Source organism: Polaromonas sp. A23 (assembly GCF_002001015.1).
In the GTDB taxonomy this organism is placed as follows: Bacteria; Pseudomonadota; Gammaproteobacteria; order Burkholderiales; family Burkholderiaceae_C; genus Polaromonas.
Map to the genome: position 1 here is coordinate 14,174 of NZ_MUNO01000039.1, position 22,999 is coordinate 37,172.

The following is a 22,999-nucleotide window of genomic DNA, read 5'->3' on the forward strand; positions in this document are numbered from 1 at the left end:
TGGCGGGTGGCCTCGATCCGAAACCCTGGATAGCCGCCGATTTACAATCAGGCCCTAAATGAGCCTGATTACCCGCTGTTCCGCTTGCGGCACGATGTTCAAAGTCGTGGCTGACCAACTCAGAATTTCCCAAGGGTGGGTGCGGTGCGGGAATTGCTCTGAGGTTTTCGATGCTGCCGCCAATTTGCAGCCTTACGTTTCCCAGACTGCCCCCGCCCCCCTTCCAGCTGCTGCTGATGCACTGAAAGAAGAGACCAGCGGCACTGAATCTGTCGCCCCTATGCTGGTGGCGCCTTCCGCTGAGCCGGAGCCTGAGGCGGAAAACGCTTCCCTCGCGGTACCTGCTTCCCTGCCTGAAGTTCAGGTGTCTCCCTCGCCTGACCTCGCCGCTGATGTGTTTGCATTTTCCGTAAGCCCGGAGCCGTCAGATTTTTCCGGCGTGGTAGCGCCGGCCGAGCGAACGAGGCGTGGGGAAAGCGCCTTTGATGAGGCAGAAGTACCTGAACTTCACGATGTTCAGGAGGTCTCGTTTGTGCGCGAGGCCAGACGTGATGCCTTCTGGCGGCGGCCTGCATTGCGCTGGGCTCTCGGTCTGGCAGCGTTCGTATTGTTGTCAGTCCTGTTGCTCCAGATCGCCGTGTTTCAGCGGAACACCTTCGCCATGTCGCAGCCATGGCTCAGCCCGGCACTGCACGCTTTGTGTGCCACTCTGCGTTGCGAGATCAGGCCGCCGCAACAGATCGAGTCGGTTGTGATTGAAAGCTCATCCTTCAACAAGCTGGCCACGGATGTTTATCGACTCCATGTGGTCATCAAGAACACGGGCACGATCACACTGGCGCTTCCTTCGCTCGAATTGACCCTGACCGACACGCAGGACCAAGCCAAATTGCGTCGCGTGCTGACACCGATTGAACTCGGTGCCAAGGCTCCCACACTGGCCGCCGGCGCTGAATTTTCCGGCGTTGCCACCATCCGGCTTTTGAATGTTCCGCCCGAGGTTCCTGTACCCACTGCGGCATCCGCAGCAAAACCCGCCGGCCCGCTGCGCATTGCTGGCTACCGTGTCCTTGCTTTTTATCCCTGACTGAATTGAGATCTCCATGCCTGCTGTAATTTGTGGTTCCCTGGCCTTTGACACCATCATGACCTTCGAAGGGCGCTTTGCCGAGCAGATCCTGCCCGATCAATTGCACATCCTCAATGTGTCCTTCTTGGTACCTGCGTTGCGGCGGGAATTTGGCGGCTGTGCCGGCAACATCGCCTACGGCCTGCGGCAGCTCGGTGGCACACCCTTGCCCATGGCAACCGTCGGCAGCGACGGTGCCGAGTATGTGGCGCGCCTGAATACACTGGGCATCAGCACCGAATTTGTCCGCGAAGTGAGTGACTCCTACACTGCCCAGGCCATGATCATGACCGACCGCGACAATAACCAGATCACCGCTTTTCATCCGGGTGCGATGGGCCAGGCGCACATGACAAAAATTGCGGCGCGCGCCGACATCAACATCGGCATCATCTCTCCGGACGGGCGCGACGCGATGCTGCAGCACGCTGAACAGTTCAAGGCGGCCGGCATTCCTTTTGTGTTTGATCCCGGCCAGGGCCTGCCAATGTTTGACGGCAAGGAGCTCGCTCATTTTGTGAAGCTGGCGAGCTGGGTGACTGTCAACGATTACGAGGCCAAGCTGCTTTGTGACCGGACTGGTCAGTCCTGTGCCGAGATTTCCCGGCAGGTGCAGGGCCTTGTGGTGACACTGGGGGCACAGGGCTGCGAAGTCTGGGTTGACGGGGAGAAAACGCTGGTGGAGCCAGTGGCGGCCAAAGAGGTGGTGGACCCTACCGGATGCGGGGATGCTTTTCGGGGAGCCTTGCTGTTCGGCCTGGAGCAGGGGTGGTCTCTGGCACGCTGCGCTGAGCTTGGCAATCGCGTCGGAGCCCATAAGATTGCTTTCCGCGGTGGCCAGAACTACACGCTGAATTCAGACCAAATCGGCGTCTAGCCCACGAACAACGGACGCGAACAGCTATTAATTTGATAGCTGATTGAGTGCGTCGTCTCAAAACACTTCGCCCAAAGAAAAAGCCCGGCATCTTGCGATGTCGGGCTTCAAGCACAAGTGCCTTACTGATTACGGCTTGCTGGCAGTCGGAAACGGCCAAGCGGCTTGCGGGTTCAGAGTAGTCTGAGCCGCAGGGGCAGCCGGAGCAGCAGGAGCTTTGGCAGCGGGTTTTTTCGCGGCTTTCTTCGCAGCGGGCTTTTTCGCTGCTTTCTTGGCTGCAGGCTTTTTGGCAGCGGCTTTTTTCTTTGCCGGTGCTTTTTTCGCTACTTTTTTCGCAGCCTTCTTGGCAGCAGGCTTCTTCGCAGCAGCTTTTTTTGCAGCTGGCTTTTTGGCCGCTACTTTTTTAGCCGGGGCTTTTTTCGCTGGCGCTTTTTTCGCAGGAGCTTTTTTAGCTGCTACTTTTTTCGCTGGCGCTTTTTTGGCCGGGGCTTTTTTAGCTGCTGCTTTTTTCGCAGGAGCCTTCTTAGCCGCTACTTTTTTCGCAGGGGCTTTCTTTGGAGCAGCTTTTTTAGCCGCAGGTTTTTTCGCAGTTGCCATAGTTTTCTCCTTGATCACATTGCAAAGAGCACTTCACGTTTGGAGTACGCGAAGCGATTCACGGCGTTGGGCTGTCGGCGAACCGGGCCCAGCGCCGCGAACACGGGAGCAAAGCCCAACGCGCACTCTTCGGTGGCGTCGCTGGTCAATGCAAGTCTGGAAATCATTGTTGTATCTTGTTGTGCCTGTCAATCCCACGAAAGAGCACCGCCGGACTGGTACTCGATCACGCGGGTTTCAAAAAAATTGCGTTCCTTTTTCAGGTCAATCATCTCGCTCATCCAGGGGAATGGATTTTCCTCGTTCGGAAACAGCGTTTCCAGGCCAATTTGCGTAGCGCGGCGATTGGCAATGTAACGGAGATAACCCTTGAACATGGAGGCGTTGAGGCCCAGCACGCCGCGCGGCATGGTGTCCTCCGCGTAACGGTATTCCAGTTCGACGGCCTTCATGAACAGGGCCTTGATCTCGGCCTTGAACTCGGCAGTCCAGAGCATCGGATTTTCCAGTTTGAGCTGATTGATCAGGTCGATGCCGAAGTTGCAGTGCATGGACTCGTCGCGCAGGATGTACTGGTATTGCTCGGCTGCGCCGGTCATCTTGTTCTGCCGGCCCAGCGCCAGGATCTGGGTGAAACCGACGTAGAAGAACAGGCCTTCCATCAGACAGGCAAACACTATCAGGGACTTCAGCAGTGTCTGGTCGGCTTCCTGAGTTCCGGTCTTGAAATTGGGATCGGAGATTGCATCAATGAACGGAATCAGGAACTGGTCCTTGTCCTTGATCGATTGCACTTCGTTGTAGGCGTTGAAAATTTCGCTTTCGTCCAGGCCCAGTGACTCGGTGATGTACTGGTAGGCGTGGGTATGAATGGCTTCTTCAAAGGCCTGGCGCAGAAGGAATTGACGGCATTCTGGCGCCGTGATGTGACGGTAGGTACCCAGCACAATATTGTTGGCTGCCAGCGAGTCGGCAGTGACGAAGAAACCAAGATTGCGCTTGACCAGGCGGCGCTCATCTTCCGTCAGGCCGTTCGGGTCTTTCCAGAGCGCGATGTCGCGCGTCATGTTCACTTCCTGCGGCATCCAGTGATTGGCGCAGCTGGCCAGATACTTTTCCCAAGCCCACTTGTACTTGAAGGGCACCAGCTGGTTCACATCGGTCTGGCCGTTGATGATCCGCTTGTCGGCAGCCTTGACGCGATGGGCAGTGGGTGTTGCTGCTGCGCGGGGAGTGGGAGAGGTCAGCGCGCTGTCGTCCAGCATGCGCGGTGCAGCATGGGGCTGCAAAGAAAGAGGCGGAAGCTCCATCGAGCGGCCTTCAGAAAGGCCGCTGGTCAAAGATTTTTGCAACGATGGTTTAGCTTCTTCGTCCCAGGTCAACATAGATGTTTCCAATAGGTTGGATTATGAAAGCAGCGATACAAAATGAAAAGTGTTCATTCACATCGCTATAAATTAGTGTTGCTCAATTACATCGAATCGGGTAATGGATTCCCCATACCCTGACTCGATTTTTATTGGCATGCCTCACAACCAGGGTCGTCGATGGCGCAAAACTTGATGTCCGTCGCAGGTGATGAATTCATCTGCGCCTGAGCCGTTGCTGCTGCCGCGTCGAGTGCATTCATGCTGCCAGTGTCGTCGGTATTTCCCGAAGCGACGGCATTCATCTTGCCGGCCTTGACTGTCGATTTTTCTGCATGGGTGGCACTCATGGTGCGCAGGTAGTACGTGGTCTTCAGGCCGCGCAGCCATGCAAGCTTGTAGGTGTCGTCGAGCTTTTTGCCTGAGGCGCCCGACATGTAAATGTTGAGCGACTGTGCCTGGTCAATCCATTTCTGGCGCCGTGAGGCAGCTTCGACCAGCCATGTGGCATCGACCTCGAACGCCGTGGCGTACAGGGCCTTGATGTCCTGTGGCACACGGTCAATGGGACGCAGCGATCCGTCGAAGTGCTTCAGGTCTACCACCATGACGTCATCCCACAGACCCAGGCGCTTGAGGTCACGCACCAGGTAGTGGTTGATCACGGTGAATTCGCCGGACAGGTTGGACTTGACCGAGAGGTTGCCGAAGCAGGGCTCGATACAGGCGTCCACACCGATGATGTTGGAGATGGTGGCTGTTGGAGCGATGGCAACACAGTTGGAGTTGCGCATGCCGTCTTTTGCAATCTTCTTGCGGAGTGCAACCCAATCCATCGTAGACGAACGGTCGACTTCCACGTAGCCGCCACGCTCTTTGGCCAGCATGTCGAGGGTGTCCAGCGGCAAAATTCCCTGATCCCAGAGCGATCCCTTGTAGCTGGTGTACTTGCCGCGTTCTTTGGCCAACTCGGTCGAGGCCCAGTAGGCGTGGTAGCAGACCGCTTCCATCGACTTGTCCGCAAACTCGACGGCGGCATCCGATGCGTAGGGAACGCGCAGTTCATACAGGCAGTCCTGGAAACCCATGATGCCCAGACCGACCGGACGGTGGCGCATGTTGGAGTCACGCGCTTTCTTGACGGCGTAGTAATTGATGTCGATCACGTTGTCCAGCATGCGCATGGCCGTGGTGATGGTCTTCTTCAGTTTTTCGTGGTCCACGGCGCCATCTTTCAGATGCTGGGCCAAATTCACGGAACCAAGATTGCACACGGCAGTTTCGGTGTCGCTGGTGTTGAGCGTGATTTCCGTGCACAGGTTCGAAGAGTGCACCACGCCCGCATGCTGCTGGGGCGAGCGTACATTGCATGCGTCCTTGAAGGTGATCCAGGGATGGCCGGTTTCAAACAGCATCGAGAGCATCTTGCGCCACATGTCGATGGCCTGCAGCTTGCGGGCCGGCTTGATTTCACCGCGCTCGGCTTTGGCTTCGTAAGCGGTGTAGGCCTTCTCAAATTCGACACCGAATTTGTCGTGCAGGTCCGGTGTGTCGGATGGCGAGAACAGCGTCCAGCTGCCTTTTTCCATCACGCGGCGCATGAACAGGTCGGGAATCCAATTGGCGGTGTTCATGTCGTGCGTGCGGCGGCGGTCGTCGCCGGTGTTTTTGCGCAACTCCAGGAACTCTTCAATGTCCAGGTGCCAGGTTTCCAGGTAAGCGCAAACAGCGCCCTTGCGTTTGCCGCCCTGGTTGACCGCGACGGCCGTATCGTTGACCACTTTGAGGAATGGCACGACGCCTTGCGACTCGCCATTGGTGCCTTTGATATGGGCACCGAGGGCGCGTACCGGGGTCCAGTCGTTGCCGAGGCCGCCGGCGAACTTGGACAGCAGCGCGTTTTCCTTGATGGCATCGTAAATGCCGCCCAGGTCATCGGCCACCGTGGTCAAGTAGCAGGAAGACAGCTGCGAGCGCAGGGTGCCTGCATTGAACAGGGTGGGGGTGCTGGACATGAAGTCAAACGACGACATGATTTCATAGAACTCGATGGCACGGGCTTCGCGGTCAATTTCGTCGAGCGCCAGGCCCATGGCCACACGCATGAAAAAAGCCTGGGGCAATTCGATCCGCTGCTTGCGTACGTGCAGGAAGTAACGATCAAACAGGGTCTGCAGGCCGAGGTAATCAAACTTCAGGTCGCGCTCAGGTTTAAGCGCTGCGCCCAGACGGGCGAGGTCAAACTGCTGCAGCTTTTCATCCAGGAGTTCATTGGCCACGCCTTTGGCGATGAATTCCGGAAAATATTCCGCGTAACGCGTGGCCATGTTTTCCTGGGTGACTTCCTCGCCCAGCACTTCGCGACGAATGGTGTGCAGCAGCAGGCGTGCCGTGGCGTAGGTGTAGTCAGGATCCTTCTCAATCAATGTGCGTGCTGCCAGGATGGACGCCTTGTAGACCTCGTCGATCGGCACACCGTCGTACAGATTGCGCATGGTTTCCTGAACGATGGGGTCCGGCTTGATCTCGGCGCCCAGGCCGGCGCAGGAGGCTTCGATCAGCGCCTGCAGCTTGCCTATATCCAGCGTGACTTTTTTCCCACCGTCCAGCACATGCAGCTGCGGCGCTTCTGCAACAGGCGCCTGCGGTTGGCGCGCACGTTCCTGTGTGCGCTTTTCGCGGTAGAGCACATAGGCACGCGCGATCTCGTGGTGACCGCCGCGCATCAAGCCCAGTTCAACCTGGTCCTGCACGTCTTCTATATGAAAGGTGCCGCCGCCTGGACGCGAACGCATCAGGGCGCGCATAACGGCCTGGGTCAGGCCATCCACCGTTTCACGCACGCTGGCCGAAGCTGCTCCCTGCGTGCCGTGCACCGCCAGAAAAGCTTTCATCATCGCCACGGCGATCTTGTTTGGCTCAAAGGGGACCACTGAACCGTTGCGGCGGATGATCTGGTAGTGGGCCAGGGAACTGGCGTGGGCGCTGGTGGCGGGAGTCTGTGGTGCGATGGGCATGCCGGCGGGGGCGGGTGCTGCATGTTGGGCTGTTTGCATGTTTTCCTCGTTGTGTCTTGTTGTTGGTGAGTTCAATGTGATTCAGGGCAAGGAAAGGGCTGACGGTGGCCGGTGACTGGCTTGGTGGCGGGCTTTCCTCGGGCTGTTTGGCACCTGAATCCATCCATGGGAATATAGGACTAAGACACTATACCTAGGGTCTGGAGTGATTTCAAGCACTACAGGTAGTGTATCGGTCCTGAATGGCTGCGTCACGCGCAGGTTACTTTTTGTGGCTTTTTTTTGCGGGTAAAAATGCACAATCCCGGGTCGTAATGCGTGGTGCGGGGAGGTGCAGTTGTCCATCTCATGCACGCTAATCGAGCATTGGTGCGCTCTCCGGGGCGTTCAGGCAATTAGGCGGCGGGATCGTCAGGGTGCGCGCGTTTCGGTGTTTGCGGGAAAACACTTAGACGGCAAACCAAGCGAAGCCTGCAACCGCGACCATTCGAATCCCTTGCCTGGATCCTGCTTGCGACCGATGGCGATGTGTTCGTGGCCGGCCAGGTGAGCCACAGGGTATTGCTGCAGCAGGGCTGCGCAGACGCTTGCCAGGGTTTCGTACTGCGAGGCTTCGAACGGCCCACCCTCCAGGCCTTCGAGTTCTATACCGATGGAGTCGTCGTTGCAGTTGCTTCTTCCGCGGTAATTGGATTCGCCGGCGTGCCAGGCGCGGTCATCGCAACTCACAAACTGCCACAGTTCGCCTGAACGGCTGATAAAAAAGTGGGAAGACACTTGCAGTCCCCGGTGGCTTTGAAAGTAGGGATGGGCCTCCCAGTCCAGCGTATTGGTAAACAGGCGCTGGACCTGGCCATTGCCAAACTCGCCAGGCGGCAGGCTGATGGAATGGATAACGATCAGGTCAAGGCAGGCCGATGAAGGACGCGGACCAAAGTTGGGCGAGGCCAGCACCTTCGCATAGCGGTACCAGCCTTCCTGCCAAAGTACTGGCGCGGCCTCACGCCTGTTCATCGGCAGCTTCATCGCCATTGGGCGTGATGATGTTCAGACGGGCAATGCGATAACGGATCTGCCGCAGGCTGATGCCCAGCTTGGCTGCCGCCGCTGTACGGTTGAACCCGGTTTCCTGTAGAACCTTTGTGAGGATGCTGCGTTCCTGGCCGTCAAGAAAATCCTGAAGGTTCTCGGGTACTGCAACATACTCGGCCGGAGGTGATTCGAGATGCAGGTCGTCGCTGTCGCCAAGTGCGATTGCACGGTGCAGGATGTTTTCTAGTTCCCTGACATTTCCGTTAAAGGGGTGGCGCTGCAAGGTGGACAAGACCTTGGCTGAGAGATCAGGCACGCGAAAACCTGACTCCCGACAAATTCGTTCCAGCAGTTCCCGGCACAAGGCGGGCAGATCTTCGCGACGTTCGCGCAGCGGAGGCACACTGATTTCAATCACGTTGAGCCGGTAATACAGGTCCTGGCGAAATGTTGCGGCCGCCACTGCGGTCGCCAGATCTTTGTGGGTGGCGCTGACAATGCGCACATCTACCGTGTCCTCTTGCGCCGACCCCAATGGCCTGACGACACGCTCCTGGATCGCGCGCAGCAGCTTGGACTGCATGGCCAGCGGAAGGTCACCGATCTCGTCAAGAAAAAGAGTACCGCCCTTGGCTGCCTGAAAATAGCCGAGCCTGTCTTGTGCCGATCCGGTGTAGGCACCCTTGCGCGCTCCGAAAAACTCGGCCTCCAGCAGATTTTCCGGAATAGCTCCGCAGTTGACGGCAACAAACGGTCCGGCCGAACGATGACTGCAGTCGTGAACCGCCCGGGCGACCAGTTCTTTGCCGGTACCCGACTCGCCCTGGATCAACACGGGAGCCATGCTGCCCGCAACCTTGACGATGCGGGCTTTGACTGCCTGCATCACAGCCGACTCGCCGACCAGGCGTTGCAAGGTCGGCGAGGTTTCCGTGATGCGGACAACTGCTTTGGCGGTCGTCGTGCCCGCGTCGCCGTCAGGCTTGTTCCTTTCGTGAATGCCTGTATGGTCTGCCGGCCCCTGAATGGCGGATGCCACCACACTGCGAAACTGTTTGAGGTCGACTGGTTTTGTCAGATAGTCAAAGGCGCCGGCTTTCAGCGCGTCCACGGCATTCTCGGCCGAGCCATGGGCTGTGATGACCACACATCGTTCGGGCCGGTGCTGGATCACCATTTCGCGCAGTAATTCCAGTCCCAGTCCGTCGGGCAAGCGCATGTCCGTAATCACGGCGTCGAAACGTTTTTGTTGCAGCTGCGCACGCGCTTGCGCAAGGTCGGCGGCGGCCTCAACCTGGTAGCCCTCACGAAGCAGCGTCAGTTCGTAGAGGGTGCGCAGGTCGGGCTCATCGTCAATCACCAGTATGTGGGCCTGATTCGGATGGGTCATGGTGTTTCCGTGATTGCAGGCCACATTGTGTCAAAACTGGTGCGATGTGCCGTCACTGTTAACCCGTTGTTCGGAGGAGCACAAAAAACTCGTTGCCTTGCACGCTGTTGCGGGCGGCGCGCTGGTAGCCGATCAAGGCCCCATGGCGCTCGCAGAGCTCCCTGCATATATAGAGGCCCAGACCGCTGGAGCGGCTTTCGGACGAGAAAAAAGGTTCGAACAGATGCGATTGCACCGTTTTCTCCAGCGGTTGTCCGTCGCTCCATACCGCGAGTCGCGGTTGCCCGCTGGCCGCCATTTCGGTGGTGACCTGAATGGCATCGGCTGCTGAACTTGCATAACGCAAGGCGTTGTCCAGCAGGTTGACCATCAGGCGGCGCAGGTGCTCTGCCTCGAAAAGCACCGTGGCCCGCCCGGCGCCCAAACGCAGATGCAGGCGCTGGCTGGACCCTGTTTGTTGTGTCCAGTCGGCGCAAATACGCTGTACGGCTTCATCCAGAAAAAGGGTGGCGTTTTCCACTTGAGGCCCTTGTTCCTGGACACGCGAAATATTGAGGATTTCCTCGACGATTCTGGCAAGCCGCTGCGCATTTTGCCTGACCATGCCTGTTAATTGGCGGTGCTCGGGGCCCGTTAGATCCTCTTCCAGGAGGGCATTGGCCTGCGTGATGGCGGCCAGCGGGTTCCGGATTTCATGCGCCACAGCAGCAGACATGCGTCCCATCGCCGCCATTTTTTCCGTACGCACCCGGGCCTCCATTTCCCTGAGGTCCTCCAGAAACATCACGCACAGGCTTTCTTGCGAGCCGTCGCGCGAGGCGGCCAGTCGCGTTCGCACCTGCAGACGCCGTGCGCGACGTGAACTATGTTCCAGGCTGACATCGGCTTGCTGGGGTGTCCGTTGTTCAAACGTCAATTGAGCCAAATCCGCCAGCGGTTGCCAAGCCACTTCAGCGGCGATGACAAAAGGCGCTGACCGGGCGGTGCCCTCGGTAGCTAGCAACCGCCGCGAGGCTGGATTTGCGGCACGCACGATGCCGTGCGTGTCGATGACCAGCACGCCATCGACCAAGGTGTCAATGACCAGCTCGTTGACCTGGGTCTGCATGCGTGCGGCCGACTGGCTTCGTTCGGCCCGGATCTGTTCCCGCGTCAGTCGCAGGGCCAGCTGGTTGGCCAGCAGGGCGACGATGAAGAAACCGGAACCGCTCAAGCCGGCTTGCAGGAATCGGGCAGTTGCGTCCCCGGGCAGTTGCAGGGATGCCCACCACGCGTCGATCAGCAGCAGCAGTGTGACGCTGGCTGCGGTTCCGAGGGCCAACAAAATGGGACCCAACACCGATGCCAGCAATACCGGCAGGGCAAACAGCGCGGTGTAGTTGATGGCACCTGACTGCAGGAAATTGAGTGCGGAAAATGCGAGGACATCGACCCCGACCGTGGACACCCACTGGGCATCGAAGGAGGTTCCCGGCGGTTTCGGGTGTGCCCATATCCTGACGGCGATCGCAGCCACAAAATACGCCAGACACAACACTATCATGCCCTTGCTGACGGGCTGGCCCAAGGCGTAGATGAAGGCCTGCAGGGTGAGGAGCACACTGGCAAGCGTGACGCGAGCCGCCATGAAGGCGCGCCATAACCGCCCAAAGGACTCTCCGCCGGGTTCTGATTCCCAGGCGCTGGTTCTCATGTCCACCGCCCCGAACCAGGAATTGGGCGAGTCCGCGGCCGCCTTGTTTGCCATCAGGGTTCGGCTTGCCGGCGATGCGTGTCGCTACAGTAAAAGCCTTGCCCGCCGGGCAAGGCTTCCGAACGGGGCAGATGCACGGCACAGACAGCGCAGGCCACCATCTCGGTGGCGGGCTTGCCGGCAGCCGCGTCGCGCCGGGGAGGTGTTTCCTGTTGATCGGCGCGCCGGTTGCTCCGCCAGAGCCAGAGGACTACCAGTGCCAGGATGATCACAAGCAGATATTTCATGCACGCTTCAAGATGACTTCGAGGACAAAGCGTGAGCCTGCATAGCCCAGCAGCAGCAGGCCTGAGCCGAGGTAAAGCAGGCGGACCGCCTGGCGGCCGCGCCAACCCAGGCGTGCTCGTCCGGCCAGCAGGCTGGCGAACGTCAGCCAGGCCAACACGGAGAAAATGGTTTTGTGGTTCCATTGCCAGGCCCGACCTGGACCGTAAAGGGTCTCGGCAAACAGCCAGCCCACCAGCAGTGTGGCCGTCAGCAATACAAAGCCGGCCTGAACAAAGCGAAAGGTCAGCCGCTCAAGTGTCAGCAATGGCACACCCGTGTCGGGCTGCGCGGCAGAACGGATGGAACGCTCGGACCGGTTCATCAACCAGCCATGCACCACGGCGGCTGCAAACAGGCCGTAGGAGGCAATGCCCAGCGCCCAGTGCAAGGGCAGCCAGGGAGACGCAATCACTTGGTAAGGGGTGCCGGGAAATACCAACGAGAGTGTGACGGCGACGCTACCCAGACCGGCCAGCGCCCAGCGCGCCTTGAGCTGCGGAAACAGCCGACTTTCCACGGCATAGACGCTCAGCACCAGCCAGACGGTCATGGAAAGGGCTGGCGCAAACCCGAAGCGGGGTGGGCTGCCGATCAAACCCTCACCCAGGGCCAACGCGTGGAGCAGCCAGGCCATGAACAGCACGCCACGCGTGGCTCCGTTGCCCAAACGCGGGGTGGCCAACGCCAGAATGGCATAGGCCAGCGCGGCGCCTATGGCCATGGACAGTCCCCACCAGGCGCTCAAAGTTAAAATCATGGCTACAGTTTAGCTTCTGGGCCAGACGCCTGGTCCTTCTTTCACCTCCTTTTCGCTCCAGTTGTGGAGCTAATTCATGGCCTCTGCCCTTACCGACAAACTTTCCCGCCTCGTCCAGGAAATGCGAGGCCAGGCCCGCATCACCGAGTCCAACGTCCAGGACATGCTGCGCGAGGTGCGCATGGCGCTCCTGGAGGCCGACGTGGCTTTGCCGGTGGTGCGCGACTTCATCGCTCGCGTCAAGGAGAAGGCGCTGGGGCAGGACGTCATGGCTTCGCTGTCGCCTGGCCAGGTGCTGGTCAGCATCGTTAACCGCGAGCTGGCGGCCACCATGGGCGAGGGCGTCAGCGACATCAACCTGGCGGCCCAGCCGCCGGCCGTGATCCTGATGGCGGGCCTGCAAGGTGCCGGTAAAACCACCACCACGGCCAAGCTGGCCAAACACCTGATCGAAAAGCGCAAAAAGAAAGTGCTGACGGTGTCGGGCGACGTGTATCGTCCTGCGGCCATCGAACAGCTCAAAACGGTAACAAAGCAGGCCGGTGCCGAGTGGTTCCCAAGCTCGGCCGACCAGAAACCGGTGGACATCGCCCTGGCGGCCCTGGACTATGCCCGCAAGCATTTCTTCGACGTGCTGCTGGTCGATACCGCGGGCCGGCTGGCCATCGACGAAGCCCTGATGGCCGAAATCAAGGGCCTGCACGCCGCGTTGAACCCGGTCGAGACCCTGTTTGTCGTCGATGCGATGCAAGGCCAGGACGCCATCAACACGGCCAAGGCCTTCAAGGAAGCGCTGCCGCTGACCGGCATCATCCTGACCAAGACCGATGGCGACTCGCGCGGTGGCGCGGCGCTCAGCGTGCGGCAGATCACCGGCGCGCCGATCAAGTTCTCGGGTACCAGCGAAAAAATTGACGGCCTTGAAGTGTTCGATGCGCAGCGCCACGCCGGGCGCATCCTGGGCATGGGCGACATCGTGGCCTTGGTCGAGCAGGTCACGGCCGGGGTGGACATGGCGGCGGCGCAAAAACTCGCCGCCAAGATGAAGTCCGGCAACGGTTTTGACCTCAACGATTTTTTAAGCCAGCTTCAGCAGATGAAAAGCATGGGTGGCCTGTCCAGCCTGCTCGATAAACTGCCGGCGCAGATGGCGGCCAAGGCCGGGCAGGTTGACATGGACAAGGCCGAAAGAGATATACGCCGCAAGGAAGGCATCATCCAGAGCATGACGCCGCTGGAGCGCCGCAAGCCCGAACTGATCAAGGCCACCCGCAAGCGCCGTATTGCTGCCGGCTCGGGCGTGCAGGTTCAGGACGTGAACCGCCTGCTCAACGAGTTCGAGCAGATGCAGGGCATGATGAAAAAGATGAAGGGCGGCGGCATGATGAAGATGATGAAACGCATGGGCGGTATGAAAGGCATGCCGAAGTTCTGATTTCTCTCGTTCTTACAAGAGAAAAAAGACCTCAGCCCTTATTGTCCGGGTGCAAGCAGCTATCAAATATATAGCGCTTGTTCCGAGCCGCCCGCAGGGTCAGATGGCCCTGATCCTGCGCCGCGGTTGCTGGCTGGCATGCAGCCAGGCGCGGCGCAGAACCGCCGGCGACTTCGACTCTTCCGGAATCAGCAGATAGTTGTTGGTGCGCATGGCAATGCCCATGCCCACCTGGCTGGTCAGCACCGTCATGGGAATGGCCAGCAGCAGGGGCAGGCCCACAGGCAACAGCCAAACCAGCGCGCTCGGATCAATCAGCGTGATGCCGGCCGCCAGCAGAATAATCACCAGGCTCATGGGCGAGAGTTGCTGCAGCGCGGTGCGCCATGGAACCGCTGTCGCCTCGCGTGGAGGCGATTTCCATTCCAGTTTGAGCCCGGTCAGCGCGACCAGCACAAACATCGAGTGCGCCAGCATGCGGATGGGGGCCTGCAGCAGGGCGATCAGTGTTTCCAGCAACGCGCTGCGCAGCAGGCTGGCCGTGCCGCCGTAAGCCTGTTGCTGGCGGTTGATCAGCACTGCTGCAAGGCCCAGCACGCGCGGCAGGAACAACATGCACAGGGTCCAGGCCCACAAGGTCACCAGTTCGCTGGGCAACAGCGCCCAGTTGCTGACCATGGGCGAGCCCGACAGCCAAAGCGCCGTTCCCATGGTGAGGAAACACAGCCACAAAGGGGCCGACAGGTAAGCCATGGCACCCGTGCCGAACATGGAACGGTGTACCGGATGAATGCCGGGCTCGGCAATCAGGCGCGAGTTCTGCAGGTTGCCCTGGCACCAGCGGCGGTCGCGCTGCAGCTCAGCCAGCAAGTCGGGCGGCTGCTGCTCGTAGCTGCCCACCAGGTCCGCGACCAGCCAGACGTGGTACCCGGCGCGGCGCATCAGCGCGGCTTCGACAAAGTCATGCGACATGATGCTGCCCGACATGCCGCCCTTGCCGGGAATGTGCGCCAGCGCGCAATGCTGCATGAAGGGCTCAATGCGGATGATGGCGTTGTGGCCCCAGTAGTGCGACTCGCCCATTTGCCAGAACTGCATGCCCAGCGTGAAGAGGCGACCGGTCACGCGCGAGGCGAATTGCTGTGCACGTGCGTGCAGCGTCATGTGGCCGATGGCTTGGGTGGCGGTCTGGATGATGCCGGCCGTCGGGTTGGCTTCCATGAGCTTGACCATGGACACCAGGCAGTCGCCGCTCATCACGCTGTCGGCATCGAGCACCACCATGTAGCGGTAGTCTTTGCCCCAGCGGCGGCAGAAGTCGGCCACGTTGCCGGCCTTGCGGTCGGTGCGGCGCTTGCGCAGGCGGTAGTACACCTCGATTTGCGGCTGGTCCGGGTGGGTGGCCAGCTGGGTTCGCAGGTCTTCCCAGGCGGCGCGTTCAGCTTTCTGGGTGGCCGGATCGCTGGTGTCGGACAGCACAAACACATCGAAGGCCCGGACGTGGCCGGTGGCTGCCACCGACTCGCAGGTGGCGCGCAAGCCGGCAAACACGGTGCGCACGTCTTCATTGCAGATTGGCATGATGATCGCCGTGCGGGTGTCTGCCGCCAGCGTGTGGTGCTGGACTTTTTTGGCAGACAGGGCATGTTTGTCCCCTCGTATCGTCACGTAAAAACCCATCATGGCCGTCATGAAGCCGGTCACCACCCAGGCGGACAGCAGTGCAAACAGCGTGATCTGGCCGTATTGCAGCCATGCGTTGTCATAGTCGGGCTGCATGTGGGCAAACAGGCGGGTGGCCACTGCCGTGCTGAGCACGGTCAGCAGCACAAATACTGCGCGCCGGCGCCGGGCTGCCAGTTGCCAGGGCTGCTGTTCTGCACTGGCTGGCGCGGACGGTGCCGTTGCTTTGCCTTTTCCCAGCAGCGGGAGCAACACAGCGGTGCCCAAGCTGTTCCAGAAACCGCGCCATGGCCGTGGCACCATGCTGCCGCGGTGTAGCGGCGGCGCGGTCACGGAATTCGGATGACGCTCTTCGCGCAGCAGGCTGCGCCGGCCCGGATTCGGGGCATTCAGGGTGTGATCAGGTTGGTCCATGTTTCGGTCAGTGTGTTGGTGTTGTGTTGGAGAAAAGCGCGCAGCTCGATCGGCTGCGCGGGCTGGTTGGGGGCCGCATCGAGCCGCTGCACACGCAGGCTCATGCGCCAGGTGCCGGTGGCCGGATTCCGGTGGGCGATGCTTTCCAGCACGCGGGCGTTGTTGCTGGTCGTGGTGATGGCCTTGACCTCGGCATCTGCGGGCAAGGCGTCCAGGGCGGGGCCGGCAAAGTCGATGACAAACTGTGTTTGCCGTCCCAATTCCTCGGCGCTGAGCTTGCTGAAGCCAATGCCGCGGCGTGACTGGGCGACCCAGCCGTTGGGCGGCCGCTGCTGGTTTTTCCCCTGCCAGGCAATCTGGTACGCGAGGTCCAGTGACTGGCCGGGCGCCGGCATGTTTTCGGGGACCCAGTAGGCGGTGACGTTGTCATGGGTTTCGTCGGGTATCCCGAACTGCAGCAGTTCGACGCGGCCTGCACCCCACTCGCCCAGCGGGGTCACCCAGGCGCTGGGCCTGAGCTCATAACTGGCTTCGGTGTCTTCGTAGCTGCTGAAGGCACGGTCACGCTGCATCAGGCCAAAGCCCTTGAGGCTTTTCATGCCGAAAGAGGTCACCAGCGGAGAGGCCGGATTTTGCAAGGGACGCCACAGCCATTCACCGTCACCGGTGGCGACCATCAAGCCGTCCGAGTCGTGTACCTCGGGCCGGAAGTCGCCGGCACGGGGCTGGTTTTCACCAAAATAAAACATGCTGGTCAGCGGTGCCAGGCCCAGGGTGGCGACCTGGGGGCCTGCACCGGCACGCATGAAGATGCGGGCATGCACGTCGGTCACGGTCTGTTCGCCGGGACGGATGTCAAAGCGGTAGGCGCCAGTCATGCGCGCCGAATCCAGCAGGGCGTAAACCGTGATCTGCTTCGCATCGGCGGCTGGTTTTTCCAGCCAGAAATCGGTAAAGCGCGGAAACTCTTCCTGCTTGGCGCCCGTCGTGTCGACGGCCAGGCCGCGGGCTGACAGGCCGTAACGCTGGCCGGCGCCCAGGGCGCGAAAATAACTGGCACCCAGAAAAGCGATCAGTTCGTCTTTGTAGGCCGGCGAGTTCAGCGGGGTGTGGATGCGAACGCCGGCATAACCGATATCGCCCCAGCGAGCCGGGTCCAGCTTGTTTTTCCCATAGGTGAAGTTGTCGGCGCTGTAACGCAGGGTCTTGTTGCCCACGGCAGACAACTCGTGGATACGCACGGGTTCAGCTTGTCGGCCGACGTGAAAAAACTTGGCTTCGTAGGGCAACTGATCGGCGCGCCACAGAGCCTTGTCATCTTTGAAACGGATATCGCGCAGAGCGTCGTATTCCATGCCGACCAGCTCTGCCGGCAATGCGGGACGCCCCTGTTGGCGGGGCGTTTGGGCCCGTTCACGGGCCAGCTTGGCGACGTCGTCCAATGACCAGGCATGGGCGCTGGCCAGGCCTGCACACAGTCCAAGCAGGGCGAAAAAGCGGGCCGACAACACCCAGAAGGGCGGCACGGCAGGGCAGGGTAAAACAGCTTGCATGGGTTGACTGGGGCAAACCCTGTGCCAACCTGGAAAAGCTCTTTTAAATCAACGGCTTAAATCAATTTCGCCGGTTTTTGGTCCATGGGGAAGGCTGAAACAGCGGGTTTACCCGTGTTTTTGTCGCCTGTCGGCGACAGCCAGACCCTGGCCGACGAAATTAGTATTTGGAATCAGGGACTTGGCCGTGTCGCTCTCCGGCGACAGACTCTGGCGGCAGCGACGCATCAGCCTTGAAGTGGCCGGGCGTGAGGCTGTGTTTTTGCATCAGGCGGTAAAACTCGGTACGGTTGCGATCCGCCAGCCGGGCTGCATCGGCGACGTTGCCATCGGTCAGCTTGAGCAGGCCGACCAGGTATTCGCGTTCGAAGCGCTGGCGTGCTTCCGCCAAAGTGAGTACCTGCACGCTCGGGGAGCGCAGAGCGCGCTGGATCAAGGTCAGCGGGATCAGCGGTGTGCTTGCCAGCGCGCAGACCTGCTCGACCACGTTGTAGAGCTGCCGCACATTGCCCGGCCAGGCCGCGGTGCTCAGGGCCTTGAGCGCCTCCGGTGCAAAACCGCTCAGGCGTTTGCCGTATTTGTCTGCCAGCTTGACCAGGAAGTGGTTGGCCAGCAGCGCAATGTCTTCGCGCCGATCAGACAGGGGGGGCAAGGTCAGCGTGACGACGTTGAGCCGGTAATACAGGTCGTTGCGGAACTGGCCTTCGGCCATCGCCGCGTCCAGGTCGCGGTGCGTGGCCGACAGAATGCGGACGTTGACCGGAATGGACTGGCTGGAGCCCAGCGGACGGACGACCCGCTCCTGCAGCACGCGCAGCAATTTGACTTGCAGGGCCAGCGGCATGTCACCAATTTCATCAAGCAGCAGGGTGCCGCCTTCGGCAGCCTGGAACAGCCCCTTGTGGTTGGCTGACGCATCGGTGAATGCGCCTTTGACGTGGCCGAAAAGTTCCGACTCAAGCAGGGCTTCGGGAATGGCACCGCAGTTCACGGCAATAAACGGGTAGGCCGCGCGCGGACTGGCCTGGTGAATGGCCTGGGCGAGCAATTCCTTGCCGGTGCCGCTTTCGCCGCGCAGCATCACGCTGGCGTCCGACTGGGCCACCATGCGTGCCTCGGCCAGGGTCTCGGCCATCCGGCTGGAGCGGCTGATGAAGCCGCTTTGCCAGGCCGGGGCCTGCCCCGCGGGTACCAATGGCGCGGGTGCGCTCAAGGCCAGCGCCTGTGCAATCTTGTCGAGCAGCCCTTTGCCATCAAAGGGTTTGGTCAGGTAGGTGAACACCCCGCGCTCGGTGGCCTCCACCGCGTCAGGAATCGTGCCGTGGGCGGTCAGCAGGATGACGGGCAGCGAGGGGTGCTGGCTGCGGATCTCGTCAAACAGCGCCAGGCCGTCCTTGCCGGGCAGGCGCACGTCGCTGAGAACCAGTTGCGGACGCTCGATGTCGAGCTGCGTCAAGGCTGCCTCGGCCGAACTCACGGCGCTTACGCGGTAGCCTGCGGCTGTCAGCCGCATGGTCAGCAGGCGCAGCATGTCGGCGTCGTCGTCGACGACGAGCAGATGGGCGCCGGTGGTGCTCACGATCCGGGTGGCCGCGGACGGCTTGCGGGGGGCGCTGCCGGTGCGGCGGGCGGGCGGCTGTTCAGGCTGCGTTCAATCTCCTTGAGCGCATCAAGTTTTTCCTGGGTTTGCTCAAGGCGGCGCTGCAGGTCGCGCAGCTGCTGGTTCTGGCGGTCCAGCAGGTCCTCGACACGCCTTTGCTCGGAAAAGCGGGCAGCCAAAAGGCGTGCGACGGGGTGCAGCGGCCGGGCTTCGGCGCTGGCGTTGGCCAGCACACGCTGCAGCAACTCCTGCGCGCGGACCAGGTCGTAGAGCTGCCGGGTCTGGCTCAGTGCGACGGCCAGCCGCATCTGGTCGGCGGGCACTGAGGGGTCGGCCAGACGGGCGATTTCCTGCGTCAGTTCGGCACCTTGCAGGGTGCGCACCCGATCCGCATAAGCCAAGACGGTTGCCACCGCTTCGCTGTCCCTGTCGACAGACGCAGGCTGGGTAGATGCTGGTGATGCTGACGGTGTCGGGTTTGCCGCTTTGCCCTGCTTGTTGGGAGACGACGCGGGCGCGGCGCAGCCCGCACTCAGGCTGATGGCCAGAGCCCACGGCGCGGCGCGGCAAAAAAGGAAGAGGCCAGAGGCCTTAAATCTTGAAAGCATGGGGAAGTTCTATCCTGAAGTGTGCACCAGGTCCGGCCGGCAGCAATTGCACACGGCCTCCGTGTGCAGCAATGTATTCCTGGACAATGGACAGGCCGATGCCACTGCCGCGCACCGCCTGCGGCGGTTGCCGCTCGCCTCGGAAAAAGGGTTCGAATATGCGCGGCTGGTCGTCCAGGGCGATACCCGGACCATCGTCCTCCAGATCGATACGGACGACTTCGGCGAGCCGGTGCAACCGGATGCGTATCTTGCCCCCCACGGGAGAAAACCGGATGGCGTTGGACAGCAGATTGGCAATCACGGTGCCGAGCTTGTCACGGTCCACCTCGGCCTGGACTGCCCTGCCTTCAATGGCAATCTGCAGGTCCCGGGCGCGCCACTGCAAGCGCTGGCTTTCGACCTGTTCCTCGATCAGCTGCAGCAGATCCGTTTTTTCCCGGCGCAGCTGGCGTGCCTCGAATGCTGCGGCGTTGAAGCGCAGAAGGTCTTCAATCTGGCCCTGCAGCAAGCTGGTGTTGTGGCGCAGGATTTTGGCGACTTCACGCTGATCGGCATTGAGATCGCCGGCGACGCCGTCCTCGAGCAGCGACACACCCTCGCGTAGCGATGCCAGCGGGGTCTTGAGTTCATGCGACACATGACGCAGAAAACGCGACTTGTCGGCGTCCAGCTCCACCAGCCTGAGGCGCAGCCAGTCCAGCCGCTGCCCGACAAGTTGCAAGTCGGCCGGCCCGTTGATGCGAATGGCCTCGTCCAGGCGGTTTTCGCCCAGGCCGATGATGGCTTTTTCCAGGCGGTTCAAGGGCCGCGTGAGCCAGATGCCGAAGGCCAGTGCCATCAGGACGGACAACCCAATGGCACCTATGACTTGCTGCGCCAATTGCCGGCGGCGTGTTTCCAGCGTGTGAAGCAGGTCGCGGTTTTGCGTGGCAATGGTTTGCCGCACCTGCTGCGCTATGGCTGCATTGATGCGGTCCAGTTCACGAAACTCGTCTGCTACCTGTCTGTCCCTGTCGAGGGCCGTGTCGGGAGAACCGGACAGCAGCAGGGTGATGGTTTCGAGATGTTCCCTCCAGTCGTTGGCCAGGACCTGGGGAACATCTTGTGGCCCCAGGCGGGCCAGCACGGCTTTGGCATCGGTCGCAGCTTCGTCAAAACGCTGGCGCAGCACACGGTCGGCGAGCACCAGCGACTGGCGCGCGGTGCGCTCCATGGCCACACTGCGCTCGTTCAGCGACTGGGCGGCTGCGCTGAGGTCCAGCGCGCGTACGGCACCGTCGCGGCTTTGCATCGTCAGCTGTTCCAGCGTGAACAGTGCACGCAGGGAGGAGGCAGCGAGCAGGGAGGCAATCAGCAAGAAGGCGACGACCAGCAGCTGCCGGAAGGAAACGCGCTTAAGCATAGGTCGTCCGTGCCGACTGGGGTGTTGCGCGTAGCCTCAAGCGGTCAGAGCTTCTTCATGGCGCAACACGTCGCCGCGCAGCGAACGTTGCGAGGCTTCAGTGATGGTGACGTCGATCATCTGGCCGATCAGCCGCGGTTGGCCCTTGAAGTTGACGACGCGGTTGCATTCGGTGCGGCCCATCAGTTCCGTCGGGTCCTTGCGCGATGCGCCCTCGACGAGGATGCGCTGCACCGTGCCTTGGCGGCTGGCGCTGATGGCGCGTACGCTGTCGTCAAGCGCGGCCTGCAGCGTCTGCAGCCGTTGCAGCTTGACAGCATGCGGCGTGTCGTCGGCCAGATTGGCTGCCGGCGTACCAGGGCGCGGACTGAAAATAAAGCTGAAAGACGTGTCGTAGCCGACGTCGTCGATCAGTTTCATCATCTTGCTGAAGTCGTCCTCCGTTTCACCGGGGAAGCCCACGATGAAGTCGCTGCTCATGGCCAGGTCGGGGCGGATCGCGCGCAGCTTGCGGACGGTGCTTTTGTATTCCATCGCCGTGTAGCCGCGTTTCATCGCCATCAGAATGCGGTCCGAGCCGTGTTGCACGGGCAGGTGCAGGTGGTTCACCAGCTTGGGCAGCTTGCCGTAGGCGTCGATCAGGCGCTGCGTGAATTCGTTGGGATGGCTGGTGACGTAGCGGATGCGTTCTATGCCCGGAATGTCGGAGACATATTCGAGCAGGGTGGCGAAGTCGGCGATGTCAGCGGTGCCGCCCATCGGTCCGCGGTAGGCGTTGACGTTCTGCCCCAGCAGGGTCACTTCGCGCACGCCCTGGTCGGCCAGACCGGCGACCTCGACCAGCACGTCTTCAAACGGGCGCGAAACTTCTTCGCCGCGGGTGTAGGGCACCACACAGTAGCTGCAATATTTGGAGCAGCCTTCCATGATGCTGACGAAGGCGCTGGCGCCCTCGACGCGGGCCGGTGGCAGGTGATCGAATTTTTCGATCTCGGGAAAGCTGATGTCCACCTGCGATTTGCCCAGGCTCAGGCGTTTGGCCAGCAGATCGGGCAGGCGGTGCAGGGTTTGAGGGCCAAACACGACGTCGACATAAGGCGCACGCTCGATGATGGCGTCGCCCTCCTGGCTGGCAACGCAGCCGCCGACGCCGATCAGCACGCCTTTTTTCTTCAGGTGCTTGACGCGGCCGAGGTCGCTGAAGACCTTTTCCTGCGCCTTTTCGCGCACCGAGCAGGTGTTGAACAGGATCAGGTCGGCTTCATCCACATTGCTGGTGGACTCATACCCCTCGGCCGCATGCAGCACGTCGGACATCTTGTCCGAGTCGTACTCGTTCATCTGGCACCCGAAGGTTTTGATAAAAACTTTTTTGCTCATGATTTGCTACCGAATTAGGAGCTGCTGGCGCCCGTGAAACAAGGGCGGAAGGCCGATTTAGCTTGAAAAAAGCAGATTTACTGCTTGTAGCGCGGCAACTGGTTGTAGGGCGTCTTCCCGTCGTCTTTCGACGAGGCTGCGTCCGACTCGAAACTGAAATTGAAATTACGCGTCGTGGGAACGTCGCGTTTTTCTTTCGCTTCCTCGGGGTTGAGGATCCACACCTCGTAGACGAGGCCGGCGCTGTCGCGCGTGTAGTTGACCAGCAGTTCCTGACCGAGCAGGGTGCCCGAGAGAACGTAGTTGTTGTTGATATTGCGTATGCGCGCGCCGGGCGAGAGGCGGTCGGCCTTGCCGTTCAGGCTGATGTCGGGAGGGGCCTTGACCACCATCACGCCGCGTATAGCGCTTTTGGGGAAGTTGCGCACGCCGGCAACCTCGTCGGTTTGCGCCATCACCGGGTTCGCCAGCAGGTTACCGACGGCCAGCACAAGCGCCAGCATGGTTGCAGGGAGGGCGGTGGAAGAAGAAAGCAGGCAGCGTTTCATGGTGTATGTCCAGAGGCTGTGAAGTAACAAAGCCCCAGAGGATCACACCTCTGGGGCTCCGGGAAACCGTGGTGGTGATAGGTGGACTTGAACCACCGACATCAGCATTATGAATGCTGCGCTCTAACCAACTGAGCTATATCACCGCGCGACCAATATTATAGCCAAACCTGAATGGCCCTTGACG

General features: G+C 60.8%; 19 protein-coding genes, 1 tRNA gene and 1 pseudogene. 4 read left to right on the top strand and 17 right to left on the bottom strand.

Going from position 1 to position 22,999, the window contains the following annotated elements; all coding sequences use genetic code 11:
• Window positions 1-58: 58 nt before the first annotated feature.
• From B0B52_RS22780 to B0B52_RS18145, 3 genes and pseudogenes are all read left to right on the top strand, one after another.
• Window positions 59-163: pseudogene (locus B0B52_RS22780) on the top strand (zinc-ribbon domain-containing protein); the annotation flags it as partial.
• A gap of 117 nt (window positions 164-280) precedes the next feature.
• Window positions 281-1,087, top strand: coding sequence for a DUF3426 domain-containing protein (locus B0B52_RS18140; RefSeq protein WP_254425764.1), 807 nt, complete (start codon window positions 281-283; stop codon window positions 1,085-1,087).
• A gap of 16 nt (window positions 1,088-1,103) precedes the next feature.
• Entirely contained in the window at window positions 1,104-2,006 is a 903-nt protein-coding gene (locus tag B0B52_RS18145; protein WP_077595081.1) for a carbohydrate kinase family protein, read from the top strand.
• Window positions 2,007-2,135: 129 nt separating this feature from the next.
• Here the strand turns inward: B0B52_RS18145 and B0B52_RS18150 are convergent, their stop codons facing one another.
• The 9 genes from B0B52_RS18150 to B0B52_RS18185 all read right to left on the bottom strand — a co-directional run bounded on the left by B0B52_RS18150 (window position 2,136) and on the right by B0B52_RS18185 (window position 12,186).
• On the bottom strand, window positions 2,136-2,603 hold the full coding sequence (locus B0B52_RS18150) for a histone H1-like DNA-binding protein (RefSeq protein ID WP_077595082.1): 468 nt from the start codon (window positions 2,601-2,603) through the stop codon (window positions 2,136-2,138).
• 14 nt (window positions 2,604-2,617) lie between these two features.
• Window positions 2,618-2,770, bottom strand: a complete 153-nt coding sequence (locus B0B52_RS22525) for a hypothetical protein (protein ID WP_168173587.1) — start codon at window positions 2,768-2,770, stop codon at window positions 2,618-2,620.
• Between the two features lie 21 nt (window positions 2,771-2,791).
• The gene (locus tag B0B52_RS18155; protein WP_077595083.1) at window positions 2,792-3,988 is read right to left on the bottom strand and encodes a ribonucleotide-diphosphate reductase subunit beta; all 1,197 of its coding nucleotides are present in this window, start codon (window positions 3,986-3,988) and stop codon (window positions 2,792-2,794) included.
• 131 nt (window positions 3,989-4,119) lie between these two features.
• On the bottom strand, window positions 4,120-7,026 hold the full coding sequence (locus tag B0B52_RS18160) for a ribonucleoside-diphosphate reductase subunit alpha (RefSeq protein WP_077595084.1): 2,907 nt from the start codon (window positions 7,024-7,026) through the stop codon (window positions 4,120-4,122).
• A 372-nt stretch (window positions 7,027-7,398) separates the two neighbouring features.
• A complete protein-coding gene (gene ampD / locus B0B52_RS18165; protein WP_254425761.1) occupies window positions 7,399-8,001 on the bottom strand; it encodes a 1,6-anhydro-N-acetylmuramyl-L-alanine amidase AmpD in 603 nt (200 codons plus the stop codon).
• A complete protein-coding gene (locus B0B52_RS18170; protein WP_077595086.1) occupies window positions 7,988-9,409 on the bottom strand; it encodes a sigma-54 dependent transcriptional regulator in 1,422 nt (473 codons plus the stop codon). Before B0B52_RS18170 ends, ampD begins: the two co-directional genes overlap by 14 nt.
• 58 nt (window positions 9,410-9,467) lie before the next feature.
• Window positions 9,468-11,156: an ATP-binding protein gene (locus B0B52_RS18175; RefSeq protein WP_254425762.1), complete on the bottom strand. Its 1,689-nt coding sequence runs from the start codon at window positions 11,154-11,156 to the stop codon at window positions 9,468-9,470.
• Entirely contained in the window at window positions 11,156-11,389 is a 234-nt protein-coding gene (locus B0B52_RS18180) for a PP0621 family protein (protein ID WP_077595087.1), read from the bottom strand. Before B0B52_RS18180 ends, B0B52_RS18175 begins: the two co-directional genes overlap by 1 nt.
• Window positions 11,386-12,186: an inner membrane protein YpjD gene (locus tag B0B52_RS18185; protein WP_077595088.1), complete on the bottom strand. Its 801-nt coding sequence runs from the start codon at window positions 12,184-12,186 to the stop codon at window positions 11,386-11,388. The genes B0B52_RS18180 and B0B52_RS18185 overlap by 4 nt, the downstream gene beginning before the upstream one ends.
• 76 nt (window positions 12,187-12,262) lie before the next feature.
• Here B0B52_RS18185 and ffh point away from each other — a divergent pair, with 76 nt between their 5' ends.
• Window positions 12,263-13,621 carry a signal recognition particle protein gene (ffh, locus tag B0B52_RS18190; RefSeq protein WP_077595089.1) on the top strand — a complete coding sequence of 453 codons (1,359 nt, stop codon included), beginning with the start codon at window positions 12,263-12,265 and terminating at the stop codon, window positions 13,619-13,621.
• A 99-nt stretch (window positions 13,622-13,720) separates the two neighbouring features.
• On the opposite strand, the gene mdoH is transcribed toward ffh, so the two are convergent.
• From mdoH to B0B52_RS18230, 8 genes are all read right to left on the bottom strand, one after another.
• Window positions 13,721-15,718 carry a glucans biosynthesis glucosyltransferase MdoH gene (gene mdoH / locus B0B52_RS18195; protein WP_077595090.1) on the bottom strand — a complete coding sequence of 666 codons (1,998 nt, stop codon included), beginning with the start codon at window positions 15,716-15,718 and terminating at the stop codon, window positions 13,721-13,723.
• A complete protein-coding gene (locus tag B0B52_RS18200) occupies window positions 15,694-17,271 on the bottom strand; it encodes a glucan biosynthesis protein G (RefSeq protein ID WP_077595091.1) in 1,578 nt (525 codons plus the stop codon). Before B0B52_RS18200 ends, mdoH begins: the two co-directional genes overlap by 25 nt.
• Window positions 17,272-17,431: 160 nt before the next feature.
• Window positions 17,432-18,850 carry a sigma 54-interacting transcriptional regulator gene (locus tag B0B52_RS18205; RefSeq protein WP_077595092.1) on the bottom strand — a complete coding sequence of 473 codons (1,419 nt, stop codon included), beginning with the start codon at window positions 18,848-18,850 and terminating at the stop codon, window positions 17,432-17,434.
• Window positions 18,847-19,479 carry a hypothetical protein gene (locus B0B52_RS18210; RefSeq protein WP_077595093.1) on the bottom strand — a complete coding sequence of 211 codons (633 nt, stop codon included), beginning with the start codon at window positions 19,477-19,479 and terminating at the stop codon, window positions 18,847-18,849. The genes B0B52_RS18205 and B0B52_RS18210 overlap by 4 nt, the downstream gene beginning before the upstream one ends.
• Complete coding sequence (locus B0B52_RS18215) at window positions 19,463-20,884, bottom strand: ATP-binding protein (RefSeq protein WP_077595094.1); 1,422 nt, start codon at window positions 20,882-20,884, stop codon at window positions 19,463-19,465. Before B0B52_RS18215 ends, B0B52_RS18210 begins: the two co-directional genes overlap by 17 nt.
• Before the next feature lie 36 nt (window positions 20,885-20,920).
• Window positions 20,921-22,264, bottom strand: a complete 1,344-nt coding sequence (gene miaB, locus B0B52_RS18220; protein WP_077595095.1) for a tRNA (N6-isopentenyl adenosine(37)-C2)-methylthiotransferase MiaB — start codon at window positions 22,262-22,264, stop codon at window positions 20,921-20,923.
• A gap of 77 nt (window positions 22,265-22,341) precedes the next feature.
• Complete coding sequence (locus tag B0B52_RS18225) at window positions 22,342-22,812, bottom strand: hypothetical protein (protein WP_254425763.1); 471 nt, start codon at window positions 22,810-22,812, stop codon at window positions 22,342-22,344.
• A gap of 69 nt (window positions 22,813-22,881) precedes the next feature.
• A tRNA-Met gene (locus B0B52_RS18230) sits at window positions 22,882-22,958 on the bottom strand.
• Window positions 22,959-22,999 lie beyond the last annotated feature (41 nt).

Excerpts from the sequence above, each read along its gene's own strand:
- miaB (WP_077595095.1), bottom strand. The coding sequence starts at position 22,264 with ATGAGCAAAAAAGTTTTTATCAAAACCTTCGGGTGCCAGATGAACGAG.
- ffh (WP_077595089.1), top strand. The coding sequence starts at position 12,263 with ATGGCCTCTGCCCTTACCGACAAACTTTCCCGCCTCGTCCAGGAAATG.
- B0B52_RS18155 (WP_077595083.1), bottom strand. The coding sequence starts at position 3,988 with ATGTTGACCTGGGACGAAGAAGCTAAACCATCGTTGCAAAAATCTTTG.
- B0B52_RS18200 (WP_077595091.1), bottom strand. The coding sequence starts at position 17,271 with ATGCAAGCTGTTTTACCCTGCCCTGCCGTGCCGCCCTTCTGGGTGTTG.
- B0B52_RS18160 (WP_077595084.1), bottom strand. The coding sequence starts at position 7,026 with ATGCAAACAGCCCAACATGCAGCACCCGCCCCCGCCGGCATGCCCATC.
- ampD (WP_254425761.1), bottom strand. The coding sequence starts at position 8,001 with ATGAACAGGCGTGAGGCCGCGCCAGTACTTTGGCAGGAAGGCTGGTAC.
- B0B52_RS18180 (WP_077595087.1), bottom strand. The coding sequence starts at position 11,389 with ATGAAATATCTGCTTGTGATCATCCTGGCACTGGTAGTCCTCTGGCTC.
- B0B52_RS18170 (WP_077595086.1), bottom strand. The coding sequence starts at position 9,409 with ATGACCCATCCGAATCAGGCCCACATACTGGTGATTGACGATGAGCCC.
- B0B52_RS22525 (WP_168173587.1), bottom strand. The coding sequence starts at position 2,770 with ATGATTTCCAGACTTGCATTGACCAGCGACGCCACCGAAGAGTGCGCG.
- B0B52_RS18175 (WP_254425762.1), bottom strand. The coding sequence starts at position 11,156 with ATGGCAAACAAGGCGGCCGCGGACTCGCCCAATTCCTGGTTCGGGGCG.
- B0B52_RS18225 (WP_254425763.1), bottom strand. The coding sequence starts at position 22,812 with ATGAAACGCTGCCTGCTTTCTTCTTCCACCGCCCTCCCTGCAACCATG.
- B0B52_RS18145 (WP_077595081.1), top strand. The coding sequence starts at position 1,104 with ATGCCTGCTGTAATTTGTGGTTCCCTGGCCTTTGACACCATCATGACC.
- B0B52_RS18140 (WP_254425764.1), top strand. The coding sequence starts at position 281 with ATGCTGGTGGCGCCTTCCGCTGAGCCGGAGCCTGAGGCGGAAAACGCT.
- B0B52_RS18215 (WP_077595094.1), bottom strand. The coding sequence starts at position 20,884 with ATGCTTAAGCGCGTTTCCTTCCGGCAGCTGCTGGTCGTCGCCTTCTTG.
- B0B52_RS18185 (WP_077595088.1), bottom strand. The coding sequence starts at position 12,186 with ATGATTTTAACTTTGAGCGCCTGGTGGGGACTGTCCATGGCCATAGGC.
- B0B52_RS18210 (WP_077595093.1), bottom strand. The coding sequence starts at position 19,479 with ATGCTTTCAAGATTTAAGGCCTCTGGCCTCTTCCTTTTTTGCCGCGCC.
- B0B52_RS18150 (WP_077595082.1), bottom strand. The coding sequence starts at position 2,603 with ATGGCAACTGCGAAAAAACCTGCGGCTAAAAAAGCTGCTCCAAAGAAA.
- mdoH (WP_077595090.1), bottom strand. The coding sequence starts at position 15,718 with ATGGACCAACCTGATCACACCCTGAATGCCCCGAATCCGGGCCGGCGC.